Here is a 23,988-nt window from a genome sequence, read left to right as displayed (position 1 = left end):
CGTTCCCCTACGACCCAGACCCTTCCCCCCTAGGAAAAGGTTCCGGGGGGAGCTTGGCTTCCGATTCCTGAGGGGCTTCCGGTGGACGCACGGTGGCGACGGGAGGCGTGCCCCGAAGCATCGCCTGGAAGCGCTTGAGCGTCGCGCTCACCCGCCCGTGTACGCTGTCGGGCGGAAATTCCCCTTCCTCGTCGCGCGCACCGGCGGAAACGCCCAAGAGGAGTTCCAATGCCTCGTCTACGTGTCCGACGGCGTAGACGGAAAATTCCCCTGCCTCGATCGCCCGCACGACGTCCTCGCGGAGCATGAGGTTGCGGAGGTTCGCGCGCGGGATGACCACCCCCTGGGTTTTCGTCCAGCCCAAGGCGCGGGTGATGTCGTAGAAGCCTTCGATTTTTTCGTTCACCCCACCCACCGCCTGCACGTTTCCCTTTTGGTCCACGGACCCCGTGACGGCGAGGTCTTGCCGGACGGGGATTCCGGACAGGGCGGAGAGGAGGGCCACGAGTTCCGCGAGAGAAGCGCTGTCGCCGTCGATTGGGTCGTAGCTCTGCTCGAAGACGATTTGCGCCGCGAGGGAGAGCGGTGCCTCCCGCTCGTACGTCGCCCGTAGGTACCCTCCCAAGATGAGGACGCCCTTCGTGTGAATTCGCCCACCGAGCCGGGCCTCGCGCTCGATGTCGAGGATTCCTTCGCGCCCGGCGCTCACGGAAACGCTGATTCGCTGCGGTCGGCCGAAGGTGAGGTCGCCCACGGTGCTCACGGCGATCCCGTTGACCACGCCGACCTCCGCCCCAGACACCGCGACGCGGAGCGTTCCCGTGGCGATGAGTTCGTAGATGAGGTCGCGCACGAGGGCGCTTCGGTAGACGCGCGCCTCCAGGGCGCGAACGACGTGTTCGCGAAAGATCCGCTCGGCGCCTTCGCGCGCGGCGTAGGCGTGCGCCTCGCGGACGACGTCCGCAAGGTCGGCAAAGCGCGTAGAGAGCTTTTCCCGATCTTCCGCCAAGCGCATGGCGTACTCGAGAACTGCGGCCACGGCAGAGGCTTCGAGGTGCAGGAGGTTTTCCTTGTCCACGAGGGTGCGGAGGAAGGCGACGAAGTTTCGGACGTTGGCCTCCGTGTAGGGCATCGTAGTCCCGAATTCCGCCTTTACCTTGAAAAGCTCGCGAAAGTCGGGATCGTAGTGGTAAAGCAGGAAGTACAAAAACGGGTCGCCGACGAGGATCACCTTGAGGTCGAGGGGGATGGGCTCGGGGGCGAGGCTTCGGGAGGTGACGATTCCGTAAGTTTCGCCGACGTCTTCTACGACCACGGAGCGTTCGCGCAGGGCGCGCTTGAGTCCGTCCCAGGCAAACGGAGCGCGCAACAGGTCGGCCGCCGGCAAGATGAGGTACCCACCGTTCGCCCGGTGGAGCGACCCCGCCCTGAGAAGCGTGAAGTCGGTGCGCAAGATCCCGAGCACCGCCTCGCGCTCGATCCGACCGATGAGGTTGGGGAAGGTCGGATTTCGCTCCACGACGACGGGTGCCCCGTCTGTCTCCGAATGGTCCACGAATACGTTTACGGCGTAGCGCCGGAGGGGATCTTCCGCGGGGAGAAAGGGAAGCGGCCGCTCGGGGCCCTTAAGGAAGAGCGGGAGGTGTTCGAGGACGTCCTCCCGGACTTCCTCGAGATAGCGCAGCACTTCCTTTTCCTCGGCATACACTTCGAAGAGTTCGGCAAACGCGCTTTGGACGATGTGCTCTCCCACGGTGCGTTCCAGGCTTCTAAGGGCTTCCCGCATTTCCCGTTCCCGCTGCTGGATTTCCCGAAAGGTCTGGGCCAGGTCTTCCTCCACCTTGCGGCGGCGCGCGAAGAGCTCGTTCCGTTCCTCCTCCCCCATCGCGTTGAGTTCCGCTTCCGGGAGGGGCTCCCCGCCCCGGTGGGGGACGATGTAGAGGCCGTCGGGGCCGATCTGTACGAGAAACCCCTGCATGAGGGCCCGGCGGTTGAGCCCTTCCAAGAGACGGCGGCGCTCATCCTCAAAGCGGGAAACGATTTCCTTTTGCCGGTTTTGAAACTCCTCGCCTTCAAAGGCGCGGGGGAGCTCCCGCCGCAGGAAGGCCACCACGTCTTCGAGGCGATGGGCGAGACGCCTCCCCTCCCCCGGAGGAAGGGAAAGGGCCTTGGGGCGTTGGGGGTCGCGAAAGTTGTACACGTAGCACCAATCGCGCGGAACCGGACGCGAACGCGCGAGGCGCTCGACGAAGTTGCGCACGGCGGTCGTTCTTCCCGTTCCTGGGAAACCCGCGACGAACACGTGGAACCCCTCGGCGCGAATCTCGAGGCCGAGGGCGAGGGCTTCTGCCGCCCGTTCCTGGCCGATAATGCCTTCGAGGGGAGCAACGTCGGACGTATCTTCGTAGGGGAGGTCCTTGGGATCGATCTTCCGGCGTGCGTCTTCTCCACGAACGACGGTGACCACGGGATCGCCTCCTTGTCTACACCGGGAGAATCGGCAAACGGAGCCCGCCGATCGAGGGCGAGCGCATCCGCGACGTCTCTACTCCACTCCATGGTAGCGTAAGGGCGTGGAGGTGTGCGAACTGGAAACTCCTGCCCGCATGTTCTGAGAAGACGGTATAATACCCTTTGACGAGGTACTTGGATGTGGAGGTGCGGCGATGGTTTTCGCCTCGACGTCTGCCTTCCCCCCGATCCATCCGTGGGTTCGCCCGATGCGCGCGGCTTGGGTCGACGCACCGTACGCCACGCCGCTCATCCAGAGCTTCCGCGAGGCGCTGCGCGCCGCCTTGCTTCGCGAAGGACATCACCTCCTCGAGCATCCCGAGGACGGCGTCGAGCTCCTCCTCACCCCGGCGCCCTTCTTCACACCCTTGCGCTGGCGCGACGCCCTTCTTTTCACCGCCCGGCGCCGTTTCGGCTTATCGAAGACGCCCACGATCGTAAGCGTGATCCACGCCCCGACCGCGGCGTGGGAAAGGGCCTTGGACGAAGCCCGCGCCTTTCTCGCCGATCCCGAGAGCTTCCGCGGCGAAAACTTCCCCTACGCGGGGATGGCGGAATCGGCGTGGGAAGCCCTCCTTAACCAAGGTCGGCGCGGAGGGCCCGTTCTTCTCCTCGAACGCGTGCTTCAGGCGCAATCTAAGAGCATCCGCGTCCTCCTCCTCGTGGGCGACGAGTCCCTAGAGGAGGCCTACCTCTTCGACCTCGTCGGCGCCTACCCCCGCCTCCGCCCGCCCGCGGAAGCGTCCCCGGATGAAAAGGAATCCCTCGTGGCGGCCAACGTCGTACGCCGCCTCGCCACCGTCGTAAGTACGCGGGAGATCACCGCGCACGAGACGGTGGCCGACCCCCTCCCATGGGAAGTCTGGCAGCGCCTCGAAGCGCCCAAGGCGATGAAGCGTGCGGGACGCGAGTTCGGCCGACGCGACTTCTTCACGGAAACGATCTCCATCGACAGCCTCGTCCACGTCCCCGCCGTGAGCGACGCCATCGCCGACCAGTACAGCGAAGGCTGCTACGCGACGTGGGAACCGGAAATCGGCGCCCTCGTGGCGACGATCACGGGAAGCGCCCGCCCCTTTGACAAGACGCAACTTACAGACGACGAACTCGCCCTCATCGTCGGCGTTCGGCCGGACAAACAAGGTGCCGTCGTGCGCCACGTGTTGGGGAAGCGAAACGACCCCCCCTCTTCGGAGGCTGTAGAGCTCTTCGACATGGACGAACCGTTGCCGCGCGTGACGTGGGAGGAAGGCGGACGCACATACACCGTTCCCGTAGCGCGTTCCAAGCTCCACGGCCACCGGGGAATTCGCGCGTACGACCCGCGCGTCGTAGAGTACGTCCCCATGGACGAAGCATACTTCCACTACCCCGTGTCCTGCTCTACGGAAGCCCAAGCGATGGGCATCCGCCGGGCGTTTTCTCGCTCGCAGGCCCTTCAAAACCCCGACGATCCCCGTACGATCGCCTTTACGATCATCCCCGGCCACGGGGTGCTCATCGCGGAAAAGTGGGTGCGCGGCAAAGTTCCCTTCCAGGTGATCTGGGAGGCGATGGACGCCGGCGCTCTCGAGATCACCCCCCGCGTCCCGCAGGGACCGTTTCGCTACACCCAAGGACTGGACGGGCGCATGTACTGGGACGAGACGGAAGAGATCCCTCTCGGCCCGTGGCCCCCGAGCAGGGCGCAGGAGAGATGAACCTATGGCAAATTCCCTCAACGATCGGGTCGTGCTCCTCACGGGGGCCTCTTCGGGATTCGGCGCGCTCGCCGCGGAACGCCTCGCCGCGCGCGGAGCGCGCCTCGTCCTCATGGCGCGGCGCAAGGAACGGCTGGAAGCTCTGGCGCAAAGGCTCCCTACCCCTACGCTCGTCGTGCCCGGAGACGTTACCCTCCCGGAAGACCGGGAACGCGCCGTGGACCTGGCGCGGAAGACCTTCGGTCGCATCGACGTCCTCGTGAACAACGCCGGGTTTGGCCGCCTCGACTGGCTAAAAAACCTCACCCCCGAAGAAATTGACCGCATGATCGACGTGAACTTCCGCGCCGCCGTCCACCTCACGCACCTCGTGCTCCCGGAAATGCTCCGGCGCGGGCAGGGACACGTCGTCTTCCTCGCCTCCCTCGCCTCCTTCATCGCCATGCCGCCGTACGTCCTCTACGCCCCCACGAAGTTCGCCCTGCGGGGATTTGCCGACGCCCTCCGGCGCGAGGTGGGGCCCCTCGGAATCCACGTCACCGCAATCTACCCCGCCCCGGCGGCCACCGAATTCGCCGCCCACAACGGCGAAAGCGTCTTCCTCCCCTTCTTTTCGAGCCGCCGCTGGCTCTTCCTCGACCCCGCCCTCGTCGCCGACAAACTCGTCGCCTCCCTCGAACGACCGCGCGCCCACGTCTTCGTCCCCTGGTGGATCCGCTTCCTCATCTGGGGAGAGGCTCTGTCGCCCTCCCTCGCCGACGCCCTCATCGCCCGCCTCGTCACCCGACCGTACTGGGAACGCGAAACGAGGCGCGAACACCCCTCCGCTCCCGAAACGGGACGCTAACCAAAAACGGACCGGACGCTTTGGCGTCCGGTCCGTTTTCGTGAGAAGGACCGATTCGCACCCGAAAGACGGCGGCCGGCATTACCCCTCTCGAGGAGCTTCTTCCGAAGCGCCGAAGGCCCCGGACGATGCGGCGGAGGTACCCGCTTCGTCCGCGTCCGGTCCTCCTCCCGTAGTGGGTGCGAGCGTGAGTTCGCGGTACTGCCGCAGGGCGGCTTCCGCCTCCTCGGGACGCCAAATGCGGCAAAACGAACACACGGGAGAAGAGGAAGGCATGCCGCATACGAGGCATTTGCGCAAGGCGGGGCGGGCCTCAGGAGCGTGTTCGGCGAAAATGTGGGCGATTTCCGTATACCGTTGGTAGAAGTACCGCTTCGTCCCCGGAGAAAGGGCCTCGACGGCGCGGAGCATGGATTGGTACTTGCGGAACTTCGCGTCCTTCCCCAGAGGACAAGAGCAGCGGACAAACTCCACATTGTGAAGCTGGGCAAAGGCGACGATCTCGAATTCGCTCGTGAGCGCGAGGGGCTTAATCTTGCGGGCAAACCCGTCTTCCGGCGGAAGGACGGGAAGTCCTTTGGCAAGGTAGTGGAAATCCCAGCGGAGGACGTTGGCGAAGAGCTGGGCGGCGAGGTCGTCGAGGTGGTGGCCCGTAGCCAAGGCGTAGGCGCCGTGGGTCTCTGCGGCTTTCAGGGCGTAGACGTTCATGAGGTGGCGGCGGGTCATGCCACAAATCGGGCAGATCTTCTTTTCCTTCTTGTAGACATCGGGGATGGTCTTGCCGTACTCCTCCTTGAGGGAGACGATCTCCACAGGGATGTCGAACCGGCGGGAAAAGGTGAGCACCGCCTCGCGCGACTTCGGCGAGTAGTCGTTGAGGTCTATCCCCAGGTCGACGTGAAACCCGAGGACCTCGTACCCGAGGCGCTTGAGGACGAGCGCCGTGACGAGCGAGTCCTTGCCCCCCGACAGGGCGACGACCACCTTTGCCCGCGGAGGAAGCATGCGGTACCGGCGAATCGTGCGCTCCACCTGCCGGACAAAAAACTCGTCGAAGTGCTCCTCGCAGAGGGAGATGTTGTGCTGGGGCAGGTCGATGTACGCCGGGCGCTTGCAGATCTTACAGCGCCTTCCCTTGCGGGAAAAGGAGTGCTCTTCCGCCGGGGCGCTTTCCGCCGGGGAAGAGAGGTGTATGTGGACGTTTTGCTCGCGTTCCACCTTCGTCGCCTCCTCTGCCGTCCCGATGCATGTACAGGGAAAAACCCGGAAAGGCTAGAACATGCGAAATCGGAACGGGCAAGCGGTGTACAGCTCGCCTTCGGGGAGGGAGATCCCCTGGCTACGGACATCGGAATCGTGGGCGGAGGACTTGCCGGCCTTCGCGTGGCAAATCTCCTCGCCCGTCGCCTCGGCCGCGAAATCGATGAAAACCGCGTGCGTATCTCCCTGTACGCAAAGGACCGCGAGCACACGTATGCGTGCGGCCTTCTGTGCGTATCCCTGGGGCTTCGCCCCCTCGCGCATTATACCCGAAAACTGGCGGACTTCGTCCACCGGCGGGTGCGCCTCGTCGTCGACGAAGTGTCCGCGATCGACGTAGACAAGGGAAGGATCCACGGGGCGGAGACGCACCGCTTCGACATCCTCGTCCTCGCCACGGGAGCTGAGCCCGACTTCGCCTTCGTCCCCGGCTTTGCCGAGGCGAGCCACAACTTTTATACCCGCGAAGGCGCCCCGCGGCTCTACGAGGCCCTGCGGTCGTTTTCGGGAGGGCGAATCGTGTTCTTCGTCGCACCCCCCTTCAAGGGCCCCGCGGCTCCCGCAGAGTACCTCCCCCTTTTGGCCGACTTCCTCACGCGCCGCGGCGTGCGAGAGCGTACGGAGCTCGTGTACGCAACGCCGGAAAGCACCCTGCACCCGCGCGAGGAACTCGCCCGCTGGATGGAAGAGACCTTTGCACGCCTTGGCGTCCACGTAGAACGAAACGTAAGGCCAGTCGCCGTCCACCCCGAAGAGCGCTACATCGAGACGCACTTGGGCACGCGGATCCCCTTCGACCTCCTCGTCGCCATTCCGCCGCACCGCGGCGCGCGCGTCGTGGAAGCCGCAAACCTCCCCCACTCGAACGGATTCGTCCCCGTCGATCCCGCCACGGGAAGACTCCCCGAACGCGACAACGTCTACGTCATAGGCGACGCCGCCCTCACCCCGTGGTGCAAGGCCGGATCTACGGCACACTTCATGGCCGAGACGCTCGTGGAAAACCTCGTCCACCGCCTGGAAGGCCGGGAGGAAATCGCCCGTTTCGACGGAAAGACGGCTTTCTTCCTCTTCGAAAGCTTCGACCGGGCGAGCTTCGTAACCTTTGCGGGCGGGCAGGGGGTGCGCATTTCCCCTCCCTCCCCGCTCTTTGCGGCGGCCAAGTTTGCCTACGACGAAGCATACTGGTTGGGAGTCCTCGGGCTCATATGACCACCGATACCCGCGGGTGGAGACGAGGCACGTGCGCCCGCATCGCCCCGGATCCCGCGGCCGAAAACCGCCTTGCGTGCGAGGAGGATGCCCCGTGTCCAATGCGGATTGCGCACCGGCGAACCTCCGAGAAGACGCGCTCGCCTTTGCGGAAGCCGCCGCCGCGCTCGTAACCCCCGACGCGGCAAGCCGCGTGACGTCGAACCTCGTGGAACTCCTCCGCACCCTCGACCGCATCTCCCAAGAGGCCGAATCCCGCGGAGAGGCCGTGCTTTGGACGGAGGACGCGCTCGCGCTGCGCAAAACGCTAAGCCGCTTTGCTGCGTGGGAGGCATCTGGGGCGTGGGAAGTACTCGCCGAAGCGACGGGGCTCCTCGTCGCCTTGCGCGAGCTCCTCACGGCGGAGCGCCTCACCGCCTACGCCCACGCGCTTACGTTCTTCCTCCGAACGCTCGACGACCTCGCGCAGTACGGGGCCTCCGATGCGCTGGCCCGCCTCAGGGACGCCTACGCCCTCGCGCGAGAGGACCTCGAGGCGCGGCCGCACCCTCCCTCCATTTGGGAGATCTTCAGGCTCTTGGGCGACCCTTACGTCCGGACGAAGATCTGGCTCATCCTCCGCACCTTGCGCGGCGTGTAGCCCTTCCGAAGGCGGACGGGCAAAGTCCGAACTCCGTCCCGCCTTCCGTACGTACGGCTGAGGAACATCGGGGCACGCGGGACGCGGCCGGAAGCATAGGAAACCGGTTTACGAAACGCGCCTCGGCGCGGGCGTCACCGCTGGATCTGGATCACCCAACAGAAGTTGTCGTCCGGGTAGGGTGCCTTTTCCGGCGATGCGTTCGAACAGAAGCACGCGGTGTGAAGGCCGGGTGCGAGGCGGTCGGGGAGCTTCACGCGAAACGTGGCAAGCGGCGGTTGGGCGGACGTGAGGTAGACGTCGGTGAAGGGGAGAACCTGTTTGTCGTCGAGGACGAACGTAAATCTGGTGAGGTCGACCGTATCTCCGCCCACCCGCTCCGGTGGCAGGCGGTAGAGGATCTCGACCATCGTCCCCGGACGAACCACGTCGTGCTGGTACGGACGTACTTCTACGACGCCGCCCTTCTCCGGAATCCCTCCCCCGTCGGAGGGCGGAGAGGCAGCTTGCGACTCCGTGCGCGCTCCGACGTGCTGCGCGACCGACCTCCCCGGGGAAAAAAGCGCGGAATACACGAGGTACGCGAGCCCTACGAAAAGCGCGACGAGGAGCAAAACTTCCAAGGCCTTTATCGCGAGTTTCATCTCGACCTCTCTTCCTTCTTTTCCATTTCTTTCTATGCCTACGTACCGGAACCCGCTTCGTAAATACTTTAGCACAACGTACCGTCGCCGCCACCTTCTTCTGCACCCGACGATTGCCTGTTTGTGGATCTTGTGCTACGATGTACCAGACGGGGTATGCGATTTACGTTGAGGACTTCATCTTCCTTTGGCACGCTGCACTTTCGGGTGTGGAAGTGCAGGAATCCGGGAACGCAAGCACCCATTCTCGCACGTCCACGTCACGTGCGATGCGGGTGCAAGGGGAAGGGGGAACCCTCATGTTGGAAGCGTTTGCAAAGCGTGCGGCGCGGTTCGCCCGGGTTGCGGCCGAGCAGGCGGAAACCATTGTCGGCCGTCCGTTTCGTCTCGTGTTGACGAACGCCGGATACGCCTTCCCCAACGGGGCGAACACGCGCGGCGCCCTGGACGAACTCCTCCGCCTCCCCGAACTTTCCCTGGGTACGGAAACCCTCTTGGACGTCCACACCGCGGCGGACAAGCCCCTCTGGTTTTTCTTCGTGGGAACCGACGGACGCCGAGGGGCCTTTTTGCGCGTCCGAGACGCGGCTTGGGAGCGGGATGCAGACGGAGAACTTCGCCCTGAAGAGATCCTCTCGGAGGAAACCGAGACGGTCGAACTCACCGCGGAGGCGCTTCGCGGAAGTGGTGCGACCTTCGGAAGGTTCGGCGGGGCGTTCTTTTCCGTCGTCTCCATCGCCTACCTCGCGCTCCACGGAGCACCCCCCGAACTCTTGCGCGCCGCCCAGTTTCACGACCACCTCTGCCCCGGCGTGACGAGCGGCTACCTCATCGCCACGTACCTCAAACGGCACCTGCCCCTTCGGTCTCCGGACGAACGCTACGTCATCCTCTCCCTGCCCCCCTGGTGCAAAGACGACGCCCTTCAGATCCTCCTGAACACCACGCCGGGGAAATCCGGCTTGTACGTAATCCCCCTGAACGAACGCTCCAAAGGGCGGCTGCGCCCGGAAGCGCGCACGCTTGCGGGGGTGTACTTCCGCGTACCTCGCGAGGGAAGCCCCGCCGAAGGCCTGATCCTCGGCTTCCGCTGGGAAGAGGCGTACCGGCTTTTGGGAATCCCGCGGGAAGCCGAAGCCTTCCGGCTGGAAAACCTCCTCGCCCTCGACCTCCTCTTTGCGGAGTATTTGGACCGACCGGAGACCTTCGTGCACACCCTTCGGGAAATCTCCCTCCCCGAAGGCACGCGTCCCGAGGACCTCGTCCAACCCGGAACCGACGTGCTCGCCGCGCTCAACCTGGCGGATCCCCTCTAAGCCGATGCGGCACGGAGAGACGTATGCAAAAAACGCCCGGGTCGGGATCCGCCCGAACCCGGGCGTGTTCATGCGCGCCTTCTCCTACCGTCGAGCGCCGACATCGCAGTTTCGGCGGCAGCGGCCTGGAGTTTCGCTTCGTCCTCGGCTCCATCTCCCCGGATAGAAGCCCCTTCTCGCTCCGGCAGAGAAGGCTGTTCGGCCTCCAGCGGGACGATGACCGGAATGCCGGAGACGTGCGTGACGACGACGGAAACGCCGTAGACGGCGCGGATCACCTCCGGCGCCATGACCTCCGGACCGCCCGCGGCGTAGACCTTGCGGTCTTTGAGGAAGAGGAATTTGTCGGCAAAGCGCAGGGCCAGGTTGAGGTCGTGGAGGACGACGACTCCCGCGATCTTCCGCTCCTTGACGAGGTCGCGCATGATCGAGAGCACTTCGAGCTGGTTGCGGAGGTCGAGGTTGTTCGTCGGCTCGTCGAAGAGGAGCACTTCGGGTTCCTGGGCGAGGGCGCGGGCGATGACGACCTTTTGGAGCTCTCCGCCGGACAACTCCGTGAGGTAGCGCAAGGCGTAGTCCTCGAGGCGCATGCGCCGAAGGACGTCCTCTACGATTTGGATGTCGCGCTCGGTGACGTCCCACTTGATGTAGGGCTTCCGGCCCAAGAGCACCGCGTCGAACACGGTAAAGCGCGGGCTCTCGTTACGCTGGGAGACGTACGCGACCTTCTGGGCGATTTCCAAAAGCGTGAGCGAACGCACGTCCTTTCCATCTACGTACGCCGTACCCCGCTGTGGACGAAGGATCTTGTTGATGACCTTGATGAGGGTGGATTTGCCCGCCCCGTTGTTCCCGAGCACGGCGAGAACTTCCCCGCGATTCAAGGAAAAGGAAACGCCATCGAGGACCGGAACGCTCCGGTAGCGAAAGGCTACGTCGTCGACGCGGAGAATCATCGCCGATACCCCCTCGCAAGGACGTAGAGGAATACGGGCGCTCCGAGGGCAGAGGTGACGATCCCCACGGGGAGGATCACGGGAGAGATAATCACGCGACCGACGGTGTCCGACGCGAGGAGGATGAAGCCGCCGAAGACGGTGGAGGCGGGAATGAGGTAGCGGTGGTCGCCGCCGATGAGTCGACGCATGATGTGTGGGCCGATGAGGCCAATGAAGCCGATGATTCCCAGGAAGGCCACGATCACTGCAGCGACGAGGGCGGTCACGAACATGCCCGAAAGCCGGACGCGTTCCACGTCGACGCCGAGTCCCTTCGCCGCCTCTTCGCCGCTGTCCAGGGCGTTGTAGTTCCAACGGTTGTAAAAGAAGTACAGCGTGGCGGCGAGGACGACGACCGTCATGATCGCGAGATCCCGCCACGTGGCGCGCCCGATGTCGCCGAAGGTCCAAAAGACGATAGAGGCTACGGTCACGTCGTCGGCGAAGTACTGGATGAGCATCGTACCCGCCTGAAAGAGGCTGCTCAGCGCGACTCCCGAAAGGACGAGGGCCTCCGGCGTGGCGCGAAACATCTTGGCGAGGAAGATCACGACGAGCGTCGTAGCTAAGGAGCCGACAAAGGCGAAGATCACGACGACGTAGGGGTTGTTGATGAAGACGTGCTCCATGTTCCGGGCGCCGCCGGCGCCGAGGAAGAAGATCGCCACCGCCGCGCCAAAGGCGGCACCTTGGGTGATCCCCAGGGTAAACGGCGAGGCGAGGGGGTTGCGAAGGACGCTCTGGGCGACGGCGCCGGCGACGGAAAGCCCCATCCCCGCCACCACCGCCGCGAGGACGCGCGGAAGGCGGATGTTCCAAATGATCACGTTCATCCGCGCGTCTCCCTCGCCCAGGAGCGTGCGCACGACCTCAGCGACGCTCAGGTTGGCCGACCCCGCGACGATCGCGTAGAGCATGAGGATCACCGTGCCAAGAAGCGTCGCGAAGATCACAGCCCACTTCGCCCGGATGTACCCCTGGTACCTGCGGCCGACGCTCAAAGGTTGCGTGACCATCCCCCGGTTCCCCCTCTCCGGAGTTTGCCCTCCTCCCCCGCACTTCGAGCGAAGGAAAGGGGAGCCTTACCTCAGGCCCCCCTCTGCCGACTGCCGGGTGAATCTACGACTTCCGAGGACAGAAGTCACTTCCCGAGTTCGATCTGCTGCCCTGCGGGCTTCGAAAGGTCGATGGGCGCACCCGCCTTGCCGTAGGCCTTTTCAAGCTCCGCGGGAATCTTTTTGCCGGCCTCGCCGAAGAACGCCGCGTAGATTTCCTCGCCCTTCTTCGTCAGGTCGACGTCTTGGAACTTGTCGGGGTAGAGTACCTTGCCGACGATGTACGCGTCCCACAGAGCGGTTTCGACGTTTGTGTTGTAGTAGTTGAAGGGGTAGATCCCGAACACCTTTTTGTCCTTTACGGCCTTAAGGCTCTCGTAGAACTGCCTCTCCTTCTGATAGTCGTCCGTCACGAGCTTGAGGTTGCCGAGGTCCAAGAAGATGATGTCGGGGTTCCACTCGACGAGCTTTTCCCGGTCGAGGTCGGGGACCACGTCTTTGTCTAGCGCCGCGGCAACGTTTTTCGCGTGCGTGAGGACGAAGGGCGGGAAGTTCTTCTGCGTGCTCGTGATCCCGTGGCCGCCCTTGAACCCGAGGCCGCCTACGTACACGGTAGGCTTTTGCGCGTCGGGAATGTCCTTCGTCCGCTGCTTGAGGTCTGCCATGGTCTTTTCGATGAAATCGACGACCTCCTGCGCCCGCTTTTCCTTGCCAAGCGCCTTCCCGATGTTTTGGATCGACGTAAAGAGCGGCTTGTCCAGCGTCCCCAGGGGACCGTACGACAGGACGATCACGGGAACGCCCGTCTTGGCCTGGAGGTCGTCGGCTCCCTTGGCATCCGACGGCTGAACGGCAAAGATCACGTCTGGTTTGACCTCGACAATCTTTTCCACGTTGGGAGGCGTGTCCGGCCCGCCCTGCCCGATCACGGGGAGGGCCTCAATCCTGTCCTTAAACGGATAGCCGTAGGTCTTTCCCGGGTTCGATCCCTTTTCGATCTGCTCGACGCCGACCACGCTCTCCATGCCGTCAACGTATGTGACGAGGCGTAGGGCGCCCGGCCCGATGGCCACGACCCGCTTTGCTGGTGCCGACAAGGTGACCGTGCGGCCGGCGGCATCCGTGATCTGAATTTGGCCTTCGGCCTTACCCGCCGACGGAGCCTGCGTCCCCGGAGTCTCCGACGGAGCGGAGGTCTGCGTCTTTCCGCCGCATGCGGCAAGCGTCCCTACGAGGGCAAGCGATAGTACCAGTGCGACAAAAAGGCGGATGTGGCGAAGCCTTTTTGCCATGAAAACTCCCCCTTGTATGTCGTTCTAGACACCGTTCGTCCCCATCATAGCAATACGTCCGAAGCCTGTCAACGCTTTTCTGGAAACGCTTTCTTGAACGTTTTGCGTACGGTGAACGGTTTCACAAAAGCGGGGGTCTCGCGAACCCTCTCCTCCGGCAAACGAGGCTCCTCGAAAGGATGCGGAGAAAAGCGCACCTCGTGGGGTGCACCCGTCCGACGAGACGAAAATTCCCGCATGTGGTACAACGTGAAGTACGGAAGAGGAAAAGGCGAGGAGGGAGTGTACGTGGATCTCGGTCTCGCAGGAAAAACGGCCCTCGTCGTAGGAGGAACCAAGGGGATCGGACTGGCGATCGCCCGCGGACTTGCGGAGGAAGGGGCGCGCGTGGCGGTTGCGGGGAGGAGTTCCCCGCCGGACGGAGCGATGCCTTGGGCGAGCTCCTTTCGCGCAGATCTCACAACGGAAGAGGCAAGGGAAGGCTTCGCCCGCGCCGTTTCGGAAGAGCTGGGGGACGTAGACGTTCTCGTGGTCACCCTGGGCGGAAGCCTGGGCACGGGAGAATTCCGCACCGCGAAGCTCGAGGATTTTCGCCGCGTCATGGAGCTCAACTTTTTCGCCCCCCTGCACCTCACGAAGCTCTTTCTCCCGAGCCTCGAGCGGAGAAAGGGGGTAGTGCTGTACGTCGGGTCCATTTGGGGGCTCGAGGCCGGCGGCAAACCAGCATACAACGCGGCTAAGGCGGCACTCGCGAGCCTCACGAAGATGGCCGGACGGGAACTCCTCCCGCTGGGAGTTCGCGTCGTGGGAATCGCCCCAGGGTCCATCCTGCACCCGACGAGCAGCTGGAAGCGTATGGAAGAAAACGACCCCCAGGGGTTCGCCGCCTTCGTACACGCCAACCTCCCGGCGGGGCGTTTGGGTACGGCCGAAGAAGTCGCCGCCGTAGCCGTGTTTCTCGCCTCCCCGCGCGCGTCCTGGGTTGCGGCGACCACCGTCGTCGTCGACGGCGGACAATCCCTTCGGTTTTAGGCGAAGTCCCCGGCCTTTGGGAAGAAGAGTCCACCCTCGCTTCCCGAAGGAAGGCGCGCCCGTCCTCGTCGGGGCGGAGGCGCGCCTTTTTTCGCGCATTCGGGAAAAGGCGGGGCGCCGGACGGAGTTTCGGCGCATCCCCTACGGCATACCTTACAGGGAGAATGCGACGTGCCGTCCCGGAGGGAAGAGCGGGCATGGGGGAAAACGAACGTCCTCGCGGGCTCGACGTGTCCAATTGGCAGGGAGCGATCGACTGGCGGCGCGTCGCCGCCCAAGGACTGAGCTTCGCCTACGTAAAGGCTACGGAAGGGACGACGTTTCGCGACCCTTACTTCGCGGAAAACGCCTCGAGGGCCGCGGAAGCCGGGCTCGCCGTGGGCGCCTACCACTTCTTCCGCGCAAAGTCCGTCGGAGAAGCGCGGGCGGAAGCCGAGTTTTTCCTCGGGCAAACCGCCGACTTTCGCCTCACCCTTCCTCCGGCCCTCGACGTCGAAATTCCGCCCACCGGAGATCCCGTGGCCTTTCGAGAGGCGGTCTTGGCGTGGCTCGAGTACGTATCCAACCGCACCCTTCGTCCGGTGGTGTACTCCTTCCCCGCGTTTGTCGTGCAGTACCTCGGCGATCCGCAGTTTGAAAGGTACCCCCTCTGGATCGCTTCTTGGGATCGCGCTCCCTCGGAGCCGCTCGGGGCGTGGAAGAACTGGACGTTTTGGCAGTACACGTGCTCCGGCATAATCGACGGGATCACCGGGCGCGTATGCCTAGACGTACACCGTGGCCCCCTCGACCTCGCCTCCGAAGAAACGCCCGCCCCGCCACCAACGGATGCGCCCCTCATCTCCGAGGCAAGCCCAGCCTCACCGCCCGAAAGCCCTCCCCTCACCCCGGAATCGGAAGTCGAAGGGAGGAACGAACCCGGGGCGGCGCCGCACGAAGAAACCCTTCCGCCGGACGAAACCTCTTCCCTCCCGCATTCGGAGGGAAACGACACCTTCGCCTTCCGACTCCTTGCGGCGGTTCGGAAGATCTTGCTCTTTCTTTTCACTCGAATTTTCTCTCCCATCCTCCGAAGAACGCCGAACTCGCACGGGGATGCGGACGCGCGAAAAGAGTAAGGAGGGAGCGCCGTGCGCATCGTCCTCGATCCCGGACACGGCGGAATGGACCCTGGAGCCGTAGGCAACGGCCTCGTCGAAAAGGAGGTCACGCTCGTCCTCGCACGCCTCGTTCGGGAGGCCCTTCAGCGGTACGAAAGCGTAGAAATCCTCCTTACGCGCGAAGACGACGTCACCGTTTCCTTGGCCGAACGCGTGCGAATGGCAAACGAGGTTGCGGCGGACGTCTTTCTCTCGCTCCACGTGAACGCCTTTTCGGACCCTCGTCCCCGCGGGTTCGAAAGCTACATCCACTCGAGTCTTGCGGACACGGGGCGAACGGCGCAAATCCGCGCCGCGATTCACCAAAGGACGGCAGAGACATTCCTGCGTTTCGGCTCTCCCGATCGGGGCCCGAAAAAGGCGGACTTCACCGTCCTGCGGGAAACGCGCATGCCGGCCGTGCTTACGGAAAATGGGTTTCTCTCGAATCCCGAAGATGCCCGACTGCTCAAAGACGACCGCTTCCTCCGCGCGGTGGCCGATGCCCACGCGCGGGGAGTCGCAGAGGCCTTCGGACTGACCGCGCGAACTAAGGCTCCTTCGCCCTTTCCCGATCCGCCCGAAGCGCATACGCGGCCCAACAAGCTGTACATCGTCCAGATCGGCGCCTTCCGCGAGCGCGCGAACGCCGAACGGCTTGCCGCGCGCGCCCGCGCCTGCGGATTTGAGGCGATCGTCAAAGAGGTCGACGTAGGAGGCGCGTAAGGCCGCGCACGCAAGGGGTGCCTGCCCTCCGGCTACCCGCGGGAATAGAGGAGCCGGCCCTCCCGCCACACGGCGACGACGCGCAAGGAGCGGTCGAGGAGGACGAGGTCCGCGTCGTACCCCGGCGCGATACGCCCCTTCGTCGTAAGTCCGAGGATTTCCGCAGGCGTCGTGCTGGCCATGCGCACGGCGTCCGGAAGGGGGATTTTGGCTCCGAAGACGAGGCGACGCAAACCCGCCTCCATCGTCCCCGTGCTCCCCGCGAGCTTGTGCGTTCCGGCCACGTACGCCCTGCCGCGCCGCACCTCGACCTCCGTTTCCCCGAGGCGGTAGCGCCCATCGGAAAGGCCGGCGGCGGAAATCGCGTCGGTCACGAGCGCCAACCGGCGGGCCCCTTTGAGGCGATGGGCAATGCGGACGGCCGCGACGTGCAGGTGTGCGCCGTCGGCGATGACCTCCGCCGTAAGGCGGGGACAGAGCAGGGCAGCCCCCACGGGCCCGGGGCGGCGGTGGTGCATGGGAGGCATACCGTTGAAGAGGTGGGCGACGTGCGCAAGACCGGCCCGCACCGCCCGGCGGAGCACGCGGTACGGTGCGGCGGTGTGGCCCGCCGCAGGGAGGACTCCCCTCGCCCGAAGGGTGGCGAGAAACGGCAAAGCTCCGGGAAGCTCGGGGGCCAACGTGACGATGCGGATCGCCCCGCCGGAAATTTCGTTCCAGCGCTCCCAAAGGGCGAAGTCGGGGAGGCGGAGCGCTTTGGGATTTTGCGCTCCCGCGTAGGCGGGGGCGAGGAAGGGGCCTTCGAGGTGAATCCCCAAGATCCGAGCGCCATCGTCGGGCGGAGCGGACATGCTTTCCCGCAAGGTGTGGAGGGCGGCTTCGAGTTCTCGAGGTGCGAGGCTCACGGTGGTGGCCAAAAGGGACGTCGTCCCGTGGCGGGCGTGAAAGCGGAGGCTCTCGCGATGCCCTTCGGGGTCGGGGGAGGAAAAGTCGCCGCCCCCTCCCCCATGCACGTGAAGGTCGACGAATCCCGGCACGAGATACGCGCCACCGCGTAGGGCATACCGGACGGGTACCATACCCTTTCCAGGAGAACCCGGTGTGCCCCTACCTTCTCTCCCGTCGCTCCCGCGAAACGTGCCGCCGGATACCTTTACGATCTTCCCATCGCGCACGCATACGGAAGCCTTGCCCGGCAACGGATCCGGAGCGAGCACCTGTACGCCGTCGATGCAGAAATCAGCTAGTTCTTGAGGCGTACGTGAAATACCCACCCTTCTCCCACCGCCCCATACAGATCTACGGGATGACCTTCCTGATCGACAATTTCCGCCTTCCCATCGCGTACGAGGCGGTAGAGGCGCGGATCGTACGCAAGGATCGCGTGGCGCACCTGCGCATCGAAGCTCACGATCACCGGCGAACCGTTTACGTAGACGGTGACCGGCCCTCGTCCCACCTCCGGTTCCCCCTTTGCAGAAGCCCGAATTTCCTCCCCGTACGCGTTCTCAGAATTCCGGCCCCATAATACCCGAAGGCCCCATAGGAAAAAAAGAGGTCCGGAACTTCGCGGCAAAAAGAACTTGAGTTCTCCGACCATTCCGGGTAGAATGAACCACAACCCCATTTGGATCTTTGGTCCCGTCTTCCTCGGGCGCGCGGGAGCTCGCCAAGGCGAGCTGAGAGGGCGGCTTAGGCCGCCGACCGCCGGAACCTGATCAGGGTAGTACCTGCGTAGGGAGCGCCTGGATCGACGGAGCGGAGACGGCTATGCGGGGGGAAGTTCCGGGGCCTTTGCCCACTTGAGGAGGAACTTCCCTCGAAGGCCGCCTCCTTCGTCGAACCGAGGGCCGCCTGCGCGCAGGCGGCCCTTTCCCTTTCCCGAGAGGGGCTTCGCCCGACCTCTCCGCCCCAAAAGCCGACGGTACGTCACGCGCAACGCGTCCGGGGAGGACCGCAAAAACGCCGGGATGCGGTCAAGATGCGAAACCTCCCAAGGAGGGAACACCATGGCGAACGCCAAGCCCAACCTCGCCGTGCGCAACTACGCGGGGATCTTCCCCAACAGCCGCAAAGTCTACCTGCGCGGGTCGCGACCCGACATACGGGTTCCCTTTCGCGAGATCCTCCTCACCCGCGACGGGAAGCACCTCGCCGTCACGCCGCCGGAACATCCGGACGATCCGTACGCTCCCTGGGGCGACGGAGAGGGAGAAACTTCCCTCCTCGTGTACGACACGAGCGGACCGTACACAGATCCCGGTGCGGACATCGACCCGTACCGCGGACTTAAGCCGCTGCGCACGCCGTGGGTTCTCGAACGCGGGGACGTGGATTGGGTACGGGGGCGCACGGGCCGTACCGTGCTTCGCGCCAAGGGCGACCGGGCCGTCACGCAGCTCGCCTACGCCAAGCGGGGGATCGTGACCCCGGAGATGGAGTTTGCGGCCATCCGCGAAGGCGTGGATCCGGAGGTCGTACGAGAGGAAATCGCCCGCGGCCGGGCCATCCTCCCCGCCAACGTGAACCACGAAGCCCTCGAGCCCATGGTCATCGGGAAGAAGTTCCACGTCAAGATCAACGCGAACATCGGTACCTCCGCCCTCTCCTCCTCCGTGGAAGAAGAGGTCGAAAAGATGGTCTGGGCGATCCTCTGGGGGGCGGACACGGTGATGGACCTCTCCACGGGGCCACGGATCTACGAGACGCGGGAGTGGATCTTGCGCAACGCGCCCGTACCTGTGGGAACCGTGCCCGTGTACGAGGCCTTGGAACGCGTGGGCGGCCGTCCGGAAGACCTCACCTGGGAAGTGTACCGCGACACCCTCATCGACCACGCCGAACAGGGCGTGGACTACGTGACGATCCACGCCGGACTGCGCCTCGCCTACGTGCCGCTCACGGCGGAGCGCGTAACGGGCATCGTCTCGCGCGGCGGATCGATCCTCGCGGCGTGGATGCTCGCCACGCACGAGGAGAACTTCCTGTACACGCACTTCGACGAAATCCTCGAGATCTGCCGCGCCTACGACTGCGCCATTTCCCTCGGCGACGGCCTGCGTCCCGGTTCGATCGCCGACGCCAACGACGCCGCCCAATTTGCCGAACTCCGCACCCTCGGAGAACTCGCCGCCCGCGCCTACGAAGCGGACGTGCAGGTGATGATCGAAGGACCGGGGCACATCCCCATGCACCTCATTCGGGAGAACGTGGCCCTGGAGGAATCCTGGTGCCGCGAAGCGCCCTTCTACACCTTGGGACCAATCGTGACGGACGTCGCCCCGGGGTACGACCACATCACCTCTGCCATCGGGGCGGCGATGATCGCCCTTTCTGGAGCCGCCATGCTCTGCTACGTCACGCCCAAGGAGCACCTCGGCCTTCCCAACCGGGACGACGTGAAGGAAGGCGTGATCGCCTATAAGATCGCCGCCCACGCCGCAGACGTCGCCAAAGGCCATCCGCGCGCCAAGCGGCGGGACGACGCGCTTTCGCGGGCGCGCTTCGCCTTCCGCTGGGAAGACCAGTTCAACCTCGGCCTCGACCCCGAACGCGCGCGCGCCTACTACGACGCCTCCATGCCGGAGGAGCAACTCGCGCGCACGACGCACTTCTGCTCCATGTGCGGGCCGAAGTTCTGCAGCATGCGCATCAGCACGGACCTCCTCGCCTATGCGCGGGAAAAGGGGCTTTCCGTAGAGGCCGCGCGGGAAGCGGGGATGCGGGAGATGAGCGAACGCTTCCGCGCCGCGGGTGGCGACGTGTACGTGTGAGGGAGAGGGCCTTCCCGCCGCAGACCGTATCCCGATACGCCAAAGGGGGCACCCACACGAGGTGCCCCCTTGGTCTTTCTCCTTCACGAAAAGCCCGCACGGAACGAGACGACGGCGCGGGTCGCGCCCCTTCACCCCTCCAACTGGAGGAGCGTCTGCACGAGCCGCCTGAGCCGGGCGTCGATCGCCCGAACGCGCTTCTCGTCCCCCGCATACCGGAGGCGGGCGTCCAAGAGGCGGTCGATCGCCTCGCGGAATTGTGCAATGCGCCGAAAGTCCTCGGGGTCGACGACGACGATCTCGCTCGACGCGCCTCGCAGGGCCGAATTCCGCTCACGCATCGTCATGCGGGAGACCCCACCCTCGGGCAAGGCGGCCGCCGGCCCGTGCAGGGAACCCCCTTCGCTCCTCCCTCTCGCACGAAAGATGACCTCTGCCCCTTCCGCGACTTCCGTCGGCGCCGAACGAAGGTTGGTGTACATGGGTACCTTTTCGATGTACTCCACGCGACCCGCGTCGTAGCGGTAGACCACGGCAAATCCTTGGAAATACCGGATCATGAGGCACGAACCGCGATGCCGGAGGACGGCGGAGCGCAAGGCTTCCGCCGCGCTGCGGTCGGTGAGATACCCTTCTCCCCGGAGGCGGAACTTTGTTGGAAACGTTTCTATGTGCAGGACAATTCGGTTGACACGATCGTCGCAGTGAATTTCCACATCCCCGTTGTCCAGGACGCGCGCCCGCGCGCGCAACCTACCGCGTAGGTGGTAGAGAAGTTTCTCGCCGTCCTCCCGCGGAACCCAGACGTCCAATGCGCGGAACTCGGAGGCGATGCGGCGACTGCCCATCCTCTCTCCTCGCCATCTCGGAAATTGGGGAGAGTTACCCTACCGTAAGTATACCGGATGGGGAGCAACCTTGCCAAGAGGAAAACGAGACCTCTTCTCGCCTCAATGGTGGGAGATGGCACCGTAGCTCGCGAGGACGGCCCCGATGAGCGCGGAGGCCACGAACGCCACCATTCCTCCCATGACCACGAGGAGCATCGGTTCGAGCAAAGACAGCGCTCGGGCGATCTTGGTCTCGAGAAGCTCCCCGTACACTCCGGCGAGCATTTCCAGGGCTCCATCGATCCCTCCGGTTTCCTCCCCTACCTGTACCATACTTCCGACCATGGGGGGGAAGAGGGCACCCGCCTGGGGCCACTGAAGGGTTTCGGAAAGACCCTTTCCCTCCAAGACGGCCGCTTCCATCTCCGAAAGGAGACCCCGAAGGACGGTATTCCCGATGGTTTCCCGCGTGGCGCGAAGCGACTCGAGCATGGAAACGCCGCTTTGGAGGAGGAGGGCCATCGTCGTCGCAAATTGGACGATGAGCGAGTACCGCAAGATTTCCCCGAGAACGGGGAGGGAAAAGAGGACGCGCTCCGCGTAGTAGCGCAGCGAAGGTACCCGGAAGGACAAAACTCCAAACCCCACAAGGGCGAGCGCCGCCAGGCCGATCTTGGGCAAGTTGGGCGGAACCACTTCCCCGATGCGGATGAGAAGCAAGGTATTCCAGGGCAGCTCGCCCCCGAGTTCTTGGAGGAGGGGGAGGATCTTGGGGATCACGTAGGCGATGAGGAAGACCGCCTCCCCAATGGCCGCGACGAAGACGATCGCCGGGTAAAGAACCCCCGAGAGAATTCGCCGCCGGAGCGCCATTCGCTCTTCCCAATACCGCGTCGCCCGCTCGAGGGATACGTCGAGCAACCCGCTTGTTTCGCCCGTCTGTACGAGGCTTGAAACCAACTTGGGAAAGACGCGGTGGCGCGCCAGCGCTTCGCTCAAGGGGGTCCCCCCTTCCACCGCCTCGCGGACTTCCCGCAAAATCCGGCGGAGCCGGGCGTTCCGCGTCTGCCGTTCCAACACCGAAAGGGATACAGACAACGACACCCCGGCGCGGAGGAGGGAGGCGAGCTGCTTGAGCGTGAGGAGCACGTCCCCTTGGCGCACGGGAACCCAACCCGAAAGGCCCCCCTCCTCCTGCGGGCGCGGCCGCGCGTCGGTTTCCTCTCGAAGTTCGGTTACGAGGAGGCCCTGCCGCCGAAGCAGAGATGCGGCTTGCGAGGGATCGGCGGCCGTAACCTCCCCGCGGATTGCCCGACCGCCGGCGTCGAGCGCCCGGTAGCGAAACTGCGGCACCCCGATGCACCCCCTTCCGTTTCCCTATTTCCCCTACATGCTCACCGTCACACGGATCACCTCCTCCAAGGTGGTGATCCCGCGCCTTGCCTTTTCGATCCCGTCTTCGCGCATCGTCTTCATCTTCCCGGCGACGGCCTCCTTGAGCGAGATCGCGTCCGCCCCGCCGGCGATGAGCTTTTGGAGTTCCTCGTCCACGACCAAAAGCTCAAAAATCCCCGTCCTGCCGCGGTATCCGGACTGGTGGCAGTAGACACACCCCTTCCCCGCAAAGAACTCCCCTTCGTCTTCCGGGCTAAGCCCCAGCGCGAGAAACTCGCCGAGGGGAGGACGAACGGGAACCCGGCAGCGCGGGCAAATCGTCCGCACCAGGCGCTGGGCCAAAACTCCGCGCAAGGCGGCGGCGATTAGGTAGCGCTCTACGCCCATGTCCGTGAGCCGCTCCACCGCGCTCACCGCATCGTTCGTGTGGAGCGTGGAGAGGACGAGGTGTCCCGTGAGCGCCGCCTGCAGGCTGAGCTGCGCCGTCTCCCGGTCGCGAATCTCCCCGACCATGATGACGTCCGGATCCTGGCGGAGGATGGAGCGAAGGGCGTCGGAAAAGGTGAGCTTGCGCGAGGTGACGTCCACCTGAACTTGGGTGATCCCCTCCATCTGCAGCTCGACAGGGTCCTCGACGGTGATGATGTTCACTTCGGGACGGCGGAGGTGCTTGAGCGCCGCGTAGAGGGTGAACGTCTTACCGGAGCCCGTGGGGCCCGTAACGAGGATGAGGCCGTGGGGAAGGGCGAGGAGGCGGGTGAACTTCTCTAAGAGTTCGCCCTCCATGCCCAGATCCTTAAGCTCGAGAATCCTCTCCTGAGAGGGCAAAAGGCGCATGACGACCTTCTCGCCGCGCACCGAGGGTAGGACGGAAACGCGGACGTTGGTCGTGCGTCCCCCTTCGGGACGAAAGGTGAACCCGCCGTCCTGCGGAGACCGCTTTTCCGCGATGTTCATCCGTCCGAGGACCTTGATGCGGGACACGAGGGCAGAATGGAGGCTCAGGGGGAACTGGTCGACGGGGCGGAGAAATCCGTCGATGCGGAAGCGGACCTGGATGCGGTCGGGCTCCGGATCGAGGTGGACGTCCGAGGCGCCCAAGTGCACCGCCTTGGCGAGGATGGCGTCGAGGACGTCGGCCGCCGACCCCCCCTCCCCACCTTCCGAAACGGGGCCTTCCCCTTCCCCTTGGAGGAAGAATTTCCTTAGCTCCTCGAGCTCGCTAGGGCGCATGAGCACGAGGCGCACGTTTTTCCCCGTCATGCGCCGGAGGTTTTCTACGACGCCCGAAGGAACTTCCCCCCGGCACGCGAGGTACAGCTCGCCCTCGTCCGCGCGGACCGGATAGACGTCGTACCGACGGATGAGGGCGACCGGCACGAGCTGTTGGAGTTCGGGTGTGAGTTCCACCTCGTCGAAGGAAAACACGGGGAACCCCGTGAAGCGACTCACGAGTTCCACGAGGCGCTCTTCGGGCAGGATTCCGAGTTCGTAGAGGACCTCCTCGAGACGTTTTTGGCTGGTCCGCTGGTGGCGCAAAGCCGCGGCGAGTTCTTCGGGTTTGAGGGCTCCGGAGGCGACGAGGAATTCGCCGAAGCGCGAGCGTGCGACGGCCAAC

At 64.7% G+C, this 23,988-nt stretch carries 21 protein-coding genes and 1 riboswitch; of the genes, 9 read left to right on the top strand and 12 right to left on the bottom strand.

The genetic code is table 11. The features are described 5' to 3' along the window. Window positions 1-7: 7 nt before the first annotated feature. On the bottom strand, window positions 8-2,467 hold the full coding sequence (locus tag C7438_RS01410; RefSeq protein ID WP_121443564.1) for a Lon protease family protein: 2,460 nt from the start codon (window positions 2,465-2,467) through the stop codon (window positions 8-10). 199 nt (window positions 2,468-2,666) lie between these two features. Here C7438_RS01410 and C7438_RS01405 point away from each other — a divergent pair, with 199 nt between their 5' ends. Further along, complete coding sequence (locus C7438_RS01405; protein WP_121443563.1) at window positions 2,667-4,211, top strand: hypothetical protein; 1,545 nt, start codon at window positions 2,667-2,669, stop codon at window positions 4,209-4,211. A gap of 4 nt (window positions 4,212-4,215) precedes the next feature. Beyond that, window positions 4,216-5,058 carry an SDR family NAD(P)-dependent oxidoreductase gene (locus C7438_RS01400; RefSeq protein WP_121443562.1) on the top strand — a complete coding sequence of 281 codons (843 nt, stop codon included), beginning with the start codon at window positions 4,216-4,218 and terminating at the stop codon, window positions 5,056-5,058. An 81-nt stretch (window positions 5,059-5,139) separates the two neighbouring features. Here the strand turns inward: C7438_RS01400 and C7438_RS01395 are convergent, their stop codons facing one another. Continuing rightward, window positions 5,140-6,276, bottom strand: a complete 1,137-nt coding sequence (locus C7438_RS01395; RefSeq protein WP_245956410.1) for a PP-loop family protein — start codon at window positions 6,274-6,276, stop codon at window positions 5,140-5,142. On the opposite strand from C7438_RS01395, the gene C7438_RS01390 reads away from it, so the two are divergent. Continuing rightward, window positions 6,253-7,530, top strand: a complete 1,278-nt coding sequence (locus C7438_RS01390) for an NAD(P)/FAD-dependent oxidoreductase (RefSeq protein ID WP_170143470.1) — start codon at window positions 6,253-6,255, stop codon at window positions 7,528-7,530. The two genes, C7438_RS01395 and C7438_RS01390, sit on opposite strands and share 24 nt — an antisense overlap. Before the next feature lie 94 nt (window positions 7,531-7,624). Beyond that, window positions 7,625-8,170, top strand: coding sequence for a hypothetical protein (locus C7438_RS01385; RefSeq protein ID WP_121443560.1), 546 nt, complete (start codon window positions 7,625-7,627; stop codon window positions 8,168-8,170). Between the two features lie 134 nt (window positions 8,171-8,304). Here C7438_RS01385 and C7438_RS01380 read toward each other — a convergent pair whose 3' ends face one another. Continuing rightward, the gene (locus tag C7438_RS01380) at window positions 8,305-8,814 is read right to left on the bottom strand and encodes a hypothetical protein (protein ID WP_121443559.1); all 510 of its coding nucleotides are present in this window, start codon (window positions 8,812-8,814) and stop codon (window positions 8,305-8,307) included. 299 nt (window positions 8,815-9,113) lie between these two features. Here C7438_RS01380 and C7438_RS01375 point away from each other — a divergent pair, with 299 nt between their 5' ends. Beyond that, window positions 9,114-10,130 carry an FmdE family protein gene (locus C7438_RS01375; protein ID WP_170143469.1) on the top strand — a complete coding sequence of 339 codons (1,017 nt, stop codon included), beginning with the start codon at window positions 9,114-9,116 and terminating at the stop codon, window positions 10,128-10,130. 68 nt (window positions 10,131-10,198) lie between these two features. Here the strand turns inward: C7438_RS01375 and C7438_RS01370 are convergent, their stop codons facing one another. From C7438_RS01370 to C7438_RS01360, 3 genes are all read right to left on the bottom strand, one after another. Beyond that, window positions 10,199-11,086, bottom strand: a complete 888-nt coding sequence (locus tag C7438_RS01370; protein WP_121443557.1) for an ABC transporter ATP-binding protein — start codon at window positions 11,084-11,086, stop codon at window positions 10,199-10,201. Beyond that, a complete protein-coding gene (locus C7438_RS01365; protein ID WP_121443556.1) occupies window positions 11,083-12,144 on the bottom strand; it encodes a FecCD family ABC transporter permease in 1,062 nt (353 codons plus the stop codon). The genes C7438_RS01370 and C7438_RS01365 overlap by 4 nt, the downstream gene beginning before the upstream one ends. Window positions 12,145-12,269: 125 nt before the next feature. Continuing rightward, complete coding sequence (locus C7438_RS01360; RefSeq protein ID WP_121443555.1) at window positions 12,270-13,475, bottom strand: iron ABC transporter substrate-binding protein; 1,206 nt, start codon at window positions 13,473-13,475, stop codon at window positions 12,270-12,272. A gap of 288 nt (window positions 13,476-13,763) precedes the next feature. On the opposite strand from C7438_RS01360, the gene C7438_RS01355 reads away from it, so the two are divergent. From C7438_RS01355 to C7438_RS01345, 3 genes are all read left to right on the top strand, one after another. Further along, window positions 13,764-14,507 carry an SDR family NAD(P)-dependent oxidoreductase gene (locus C7438_RS01355; RefSeq protein WP_121444027.1) on the top strand — a complete coding sequence of 248 codons (744 nt, stop codon included), beginning with the start codon at window positions 13,764-13,766 and terminating at the stop codon, window positions 14,505-14,507. Window positions 14,508-14,704: 197 nt separating this feature from the next. Further along, window positions 14,705-15,625 carry a glycoside hydrolase family 25 protein gene (locus C7438_RS01350; protein WP_170143468.1) on the top strand — a complete coding sequence of 307 codons (921 nt, stop codon included), beginning with the start codon at window positions 14,705-14,707 and terminating at the stop codon, window positions 15,623-15,625. 12 nt (window positions 15,626-15,637) lie between these two features. After that, on the top strand, window positions 15,638-16,372 hold the full coding sequence (locus C7438_RS01345) for an N-acetylmuramoyl-L-alanine amidase family protein (RefSeq protein ID WP_245956407.1): 735 nt from the start codon (window positions 15,638-15,640) through the stop codon (window positions 16,370-16,372). Window positions 16,373-16,404: 32 nt separating this feature from the next. Here C7438_RS01345 and nagA read toward each other — a convergent pair whose 3' ends face one another. From nagA to C7438_RS09080, 3 genes are all read right to left on the bottom strand, one after another. Then, window positions 16,405-17,646, bottom strand: coding sequence for an N-acetylglucosamine-6-phosphate deacetylase (gene nagA, locus C7438_RS01340; RefSeq protein WP_147401950.1), 1,242 nt, complete (start codon window positions 17,644-17,646; stop codon window positions 16,405-16,407). Further along, window positions 17,616-17,831, bottom strand: a complete 216-nt coding sequence (locus tag C7438_RS08965; protein WP_147401949.1) for a hypothetical protein — start codon at window positions 17,829-17,831, stop codon at window positions 17,616-17,618. Before C7438_RS08965 ends, nagA begins: the two co-directional genes overlap by 31 nt. 189 nt (window positions 17,832-18,020) lie before the next feature. Then, window positions 18,021-18,130, top strand: a riboswitch (TPP riboswitch). 10 nt (window positions 18,131-18,140) lie between these two features. Beyond that, window positions 18,141-18,305 carry a hypothetical protein gene (locus tag C7438_RS09080; RefSeq protein WP_170143467.1) on the bottom strand — a complete coding sequence of 55 codons (165 nt, stop codon included), beginning with the start codon at window positions 18,303-18,305 and terminating at the stop codon, window positions 18,141-18,143. A gap of 76 nt (window positions 18,306-18,381) precedes the next feature. Here C7438_RS09080 and thiC point away from each other — a divergent pair, with 76 nt between their 5' ends. Further along, window positions 18,382-20,145 carry a phosphomethylpyrimidine synthase ThiC gene (gene thiC / locus C7438_RS01325; RefSeq protein ID WP_121443550.1) on the top strand — a complete coding sequence of 588 codons (1,764 nt, stop codon included), beginning with the start codon at window positions 18,382-18,384 and terminating at the stop codon, window positions 20,143-20,145. Window positions 20,146-20,276: 131 nt separating this feature from the next. On the opposite strand, the gene C7438_RS01320 is transcribed toward thiC, so the two are convergent. The 3 genes from C7438_RS01320 to C7438_RS01310 form a co-directional block, all read right to left on the bottom strand. Then, the gene (locus C7438_RS01320) at window positions 20,277-20,993 is read right to left on the bottom strand and encodes a hypothetical protein (RefSeq protein WP_121443549.1); all 717 of its coding nucleotides are present in this window, start codon (window positions 20,991-20,993) and stop codon (window positions 20,277-20,279) included. A 102-nt stretch (window positions 20,994-21,095) separates the two neighbouring features. Further along, window positions 21,096-22,328, bottom strand: coding sequence for a type II secretion system F family protein (locus C7438_RS01315; protein WP_121443548.1), 1,233 nt, complete (start codon window positions 22,326-22,328; stop codon window positions 21,096-21,098). Window positions 22,329-22,361: 33 nt separating this feature from the next. After that, window positions 22,362-23,987 carry a GspE/PulE family protein gene (locus C7438_RS01310; protein ID WP_121443547.1) on the bottom strand — a complete coding sequence of 542 codons (1,626 nt, stop codon included), beginning with the start codon at window positions 23,985-23,987 and terminating at the stop codon, window positions 22,362-22,364. Window position 23,988: the final 1 nt, after the last annotated feature.

It is taken from the genome of Brockia lithotrophica, from assembly GCF_003633725.1.
Classification (GTDB): domain Bacteria; phylum Bacillota; class Bacilli; order Thermicanales; family DSM-22653; genus Brockia; species Brockia lithotrophica.
The sequence above is the reverse complement of the archived record's forward strand: the minus strand, read 5'-3'. Positions and strand labels throughout refer to the sequence as shown.

What these genes read in the sequence shown, in the direction of transcription:
- C7438_RS01405 (WP_121443563.1), top strand. Translation starts at nt 2,667, where the DNA reads ATGGTTTTCGCCTCGACGTCTGCCTTCCCCCCGATCCATCCGTGGGTT.
- C7438_RS01400 (WP_121443562.1), top strand. Translation starts at nt 4,216, where the DNA reads ATGGCAAATTCCCTCAACGATCGGGTCGTGCTCCTCACGGGGGCCTCT.
- C7438_RS01380 (WP_121443559.1), bottom strand. Translation starts at nt 8,814, where the DNA reads ATGAAACTCGCGATAAAGGCCTTGGAAGTTTTGCTCCTCGTCGCGCTT.
- C7438_RS01375 (WP_170143469.1), top strand. Translation starts at nt 9,114, where the DNA reads ATGTTGGAAGCGTTTGCAAAGCGTGCGGCGCGGTTCGCCCGGGTTGCG.
- C7438_RS01370 (WP_121443557.1), bottom strand. Translation starts at nt 11,086, where the DNA reads ATGATTCTCCGCGTCGACGACGTAGCCTTTCGCTACCGGAGCGTTCCG.
- C7438_RS01365 (WP_121443556.1), bottom strand. Translation starts at nt 12,144, where the DNA reads ATGGTCACGCAACCTTTGAGCGTCGGCCGCAGGTACCAGGGGTACATC.
- C7438_RS01360 (WP_121443555.1), bottom strand. Translation starts at nt 13,475, where the DNA reads ATGGCAAAAAGGCTTCGCCACATCCGCCTTTTTGTCGCACTGGTACTA.
- C7438_RS01350 (WP_170143468.1), top strand. Translation starts at nt 14,705, where the DNA reads ATGGGGGAAAACGAACGTCCTCGCGGGCTCGACGTGTCCAATTGGCAG.
- thiC (WP_121443550.1), top strand. Translation starts at nt 18,382, where the DNA reads ATGGCGAACGCCAAGCCCAACCTCGCCGTGCGCAACTACGCGGGGATC.
- C7438_RS01320 (WP_121443549.1), bottom strand. Translation starts at nt 20,993, where the DNA reads ATGGGCAGTCGCCGCATCGCCTCCGAGTTCCGCGCATTGGACGTCTGG.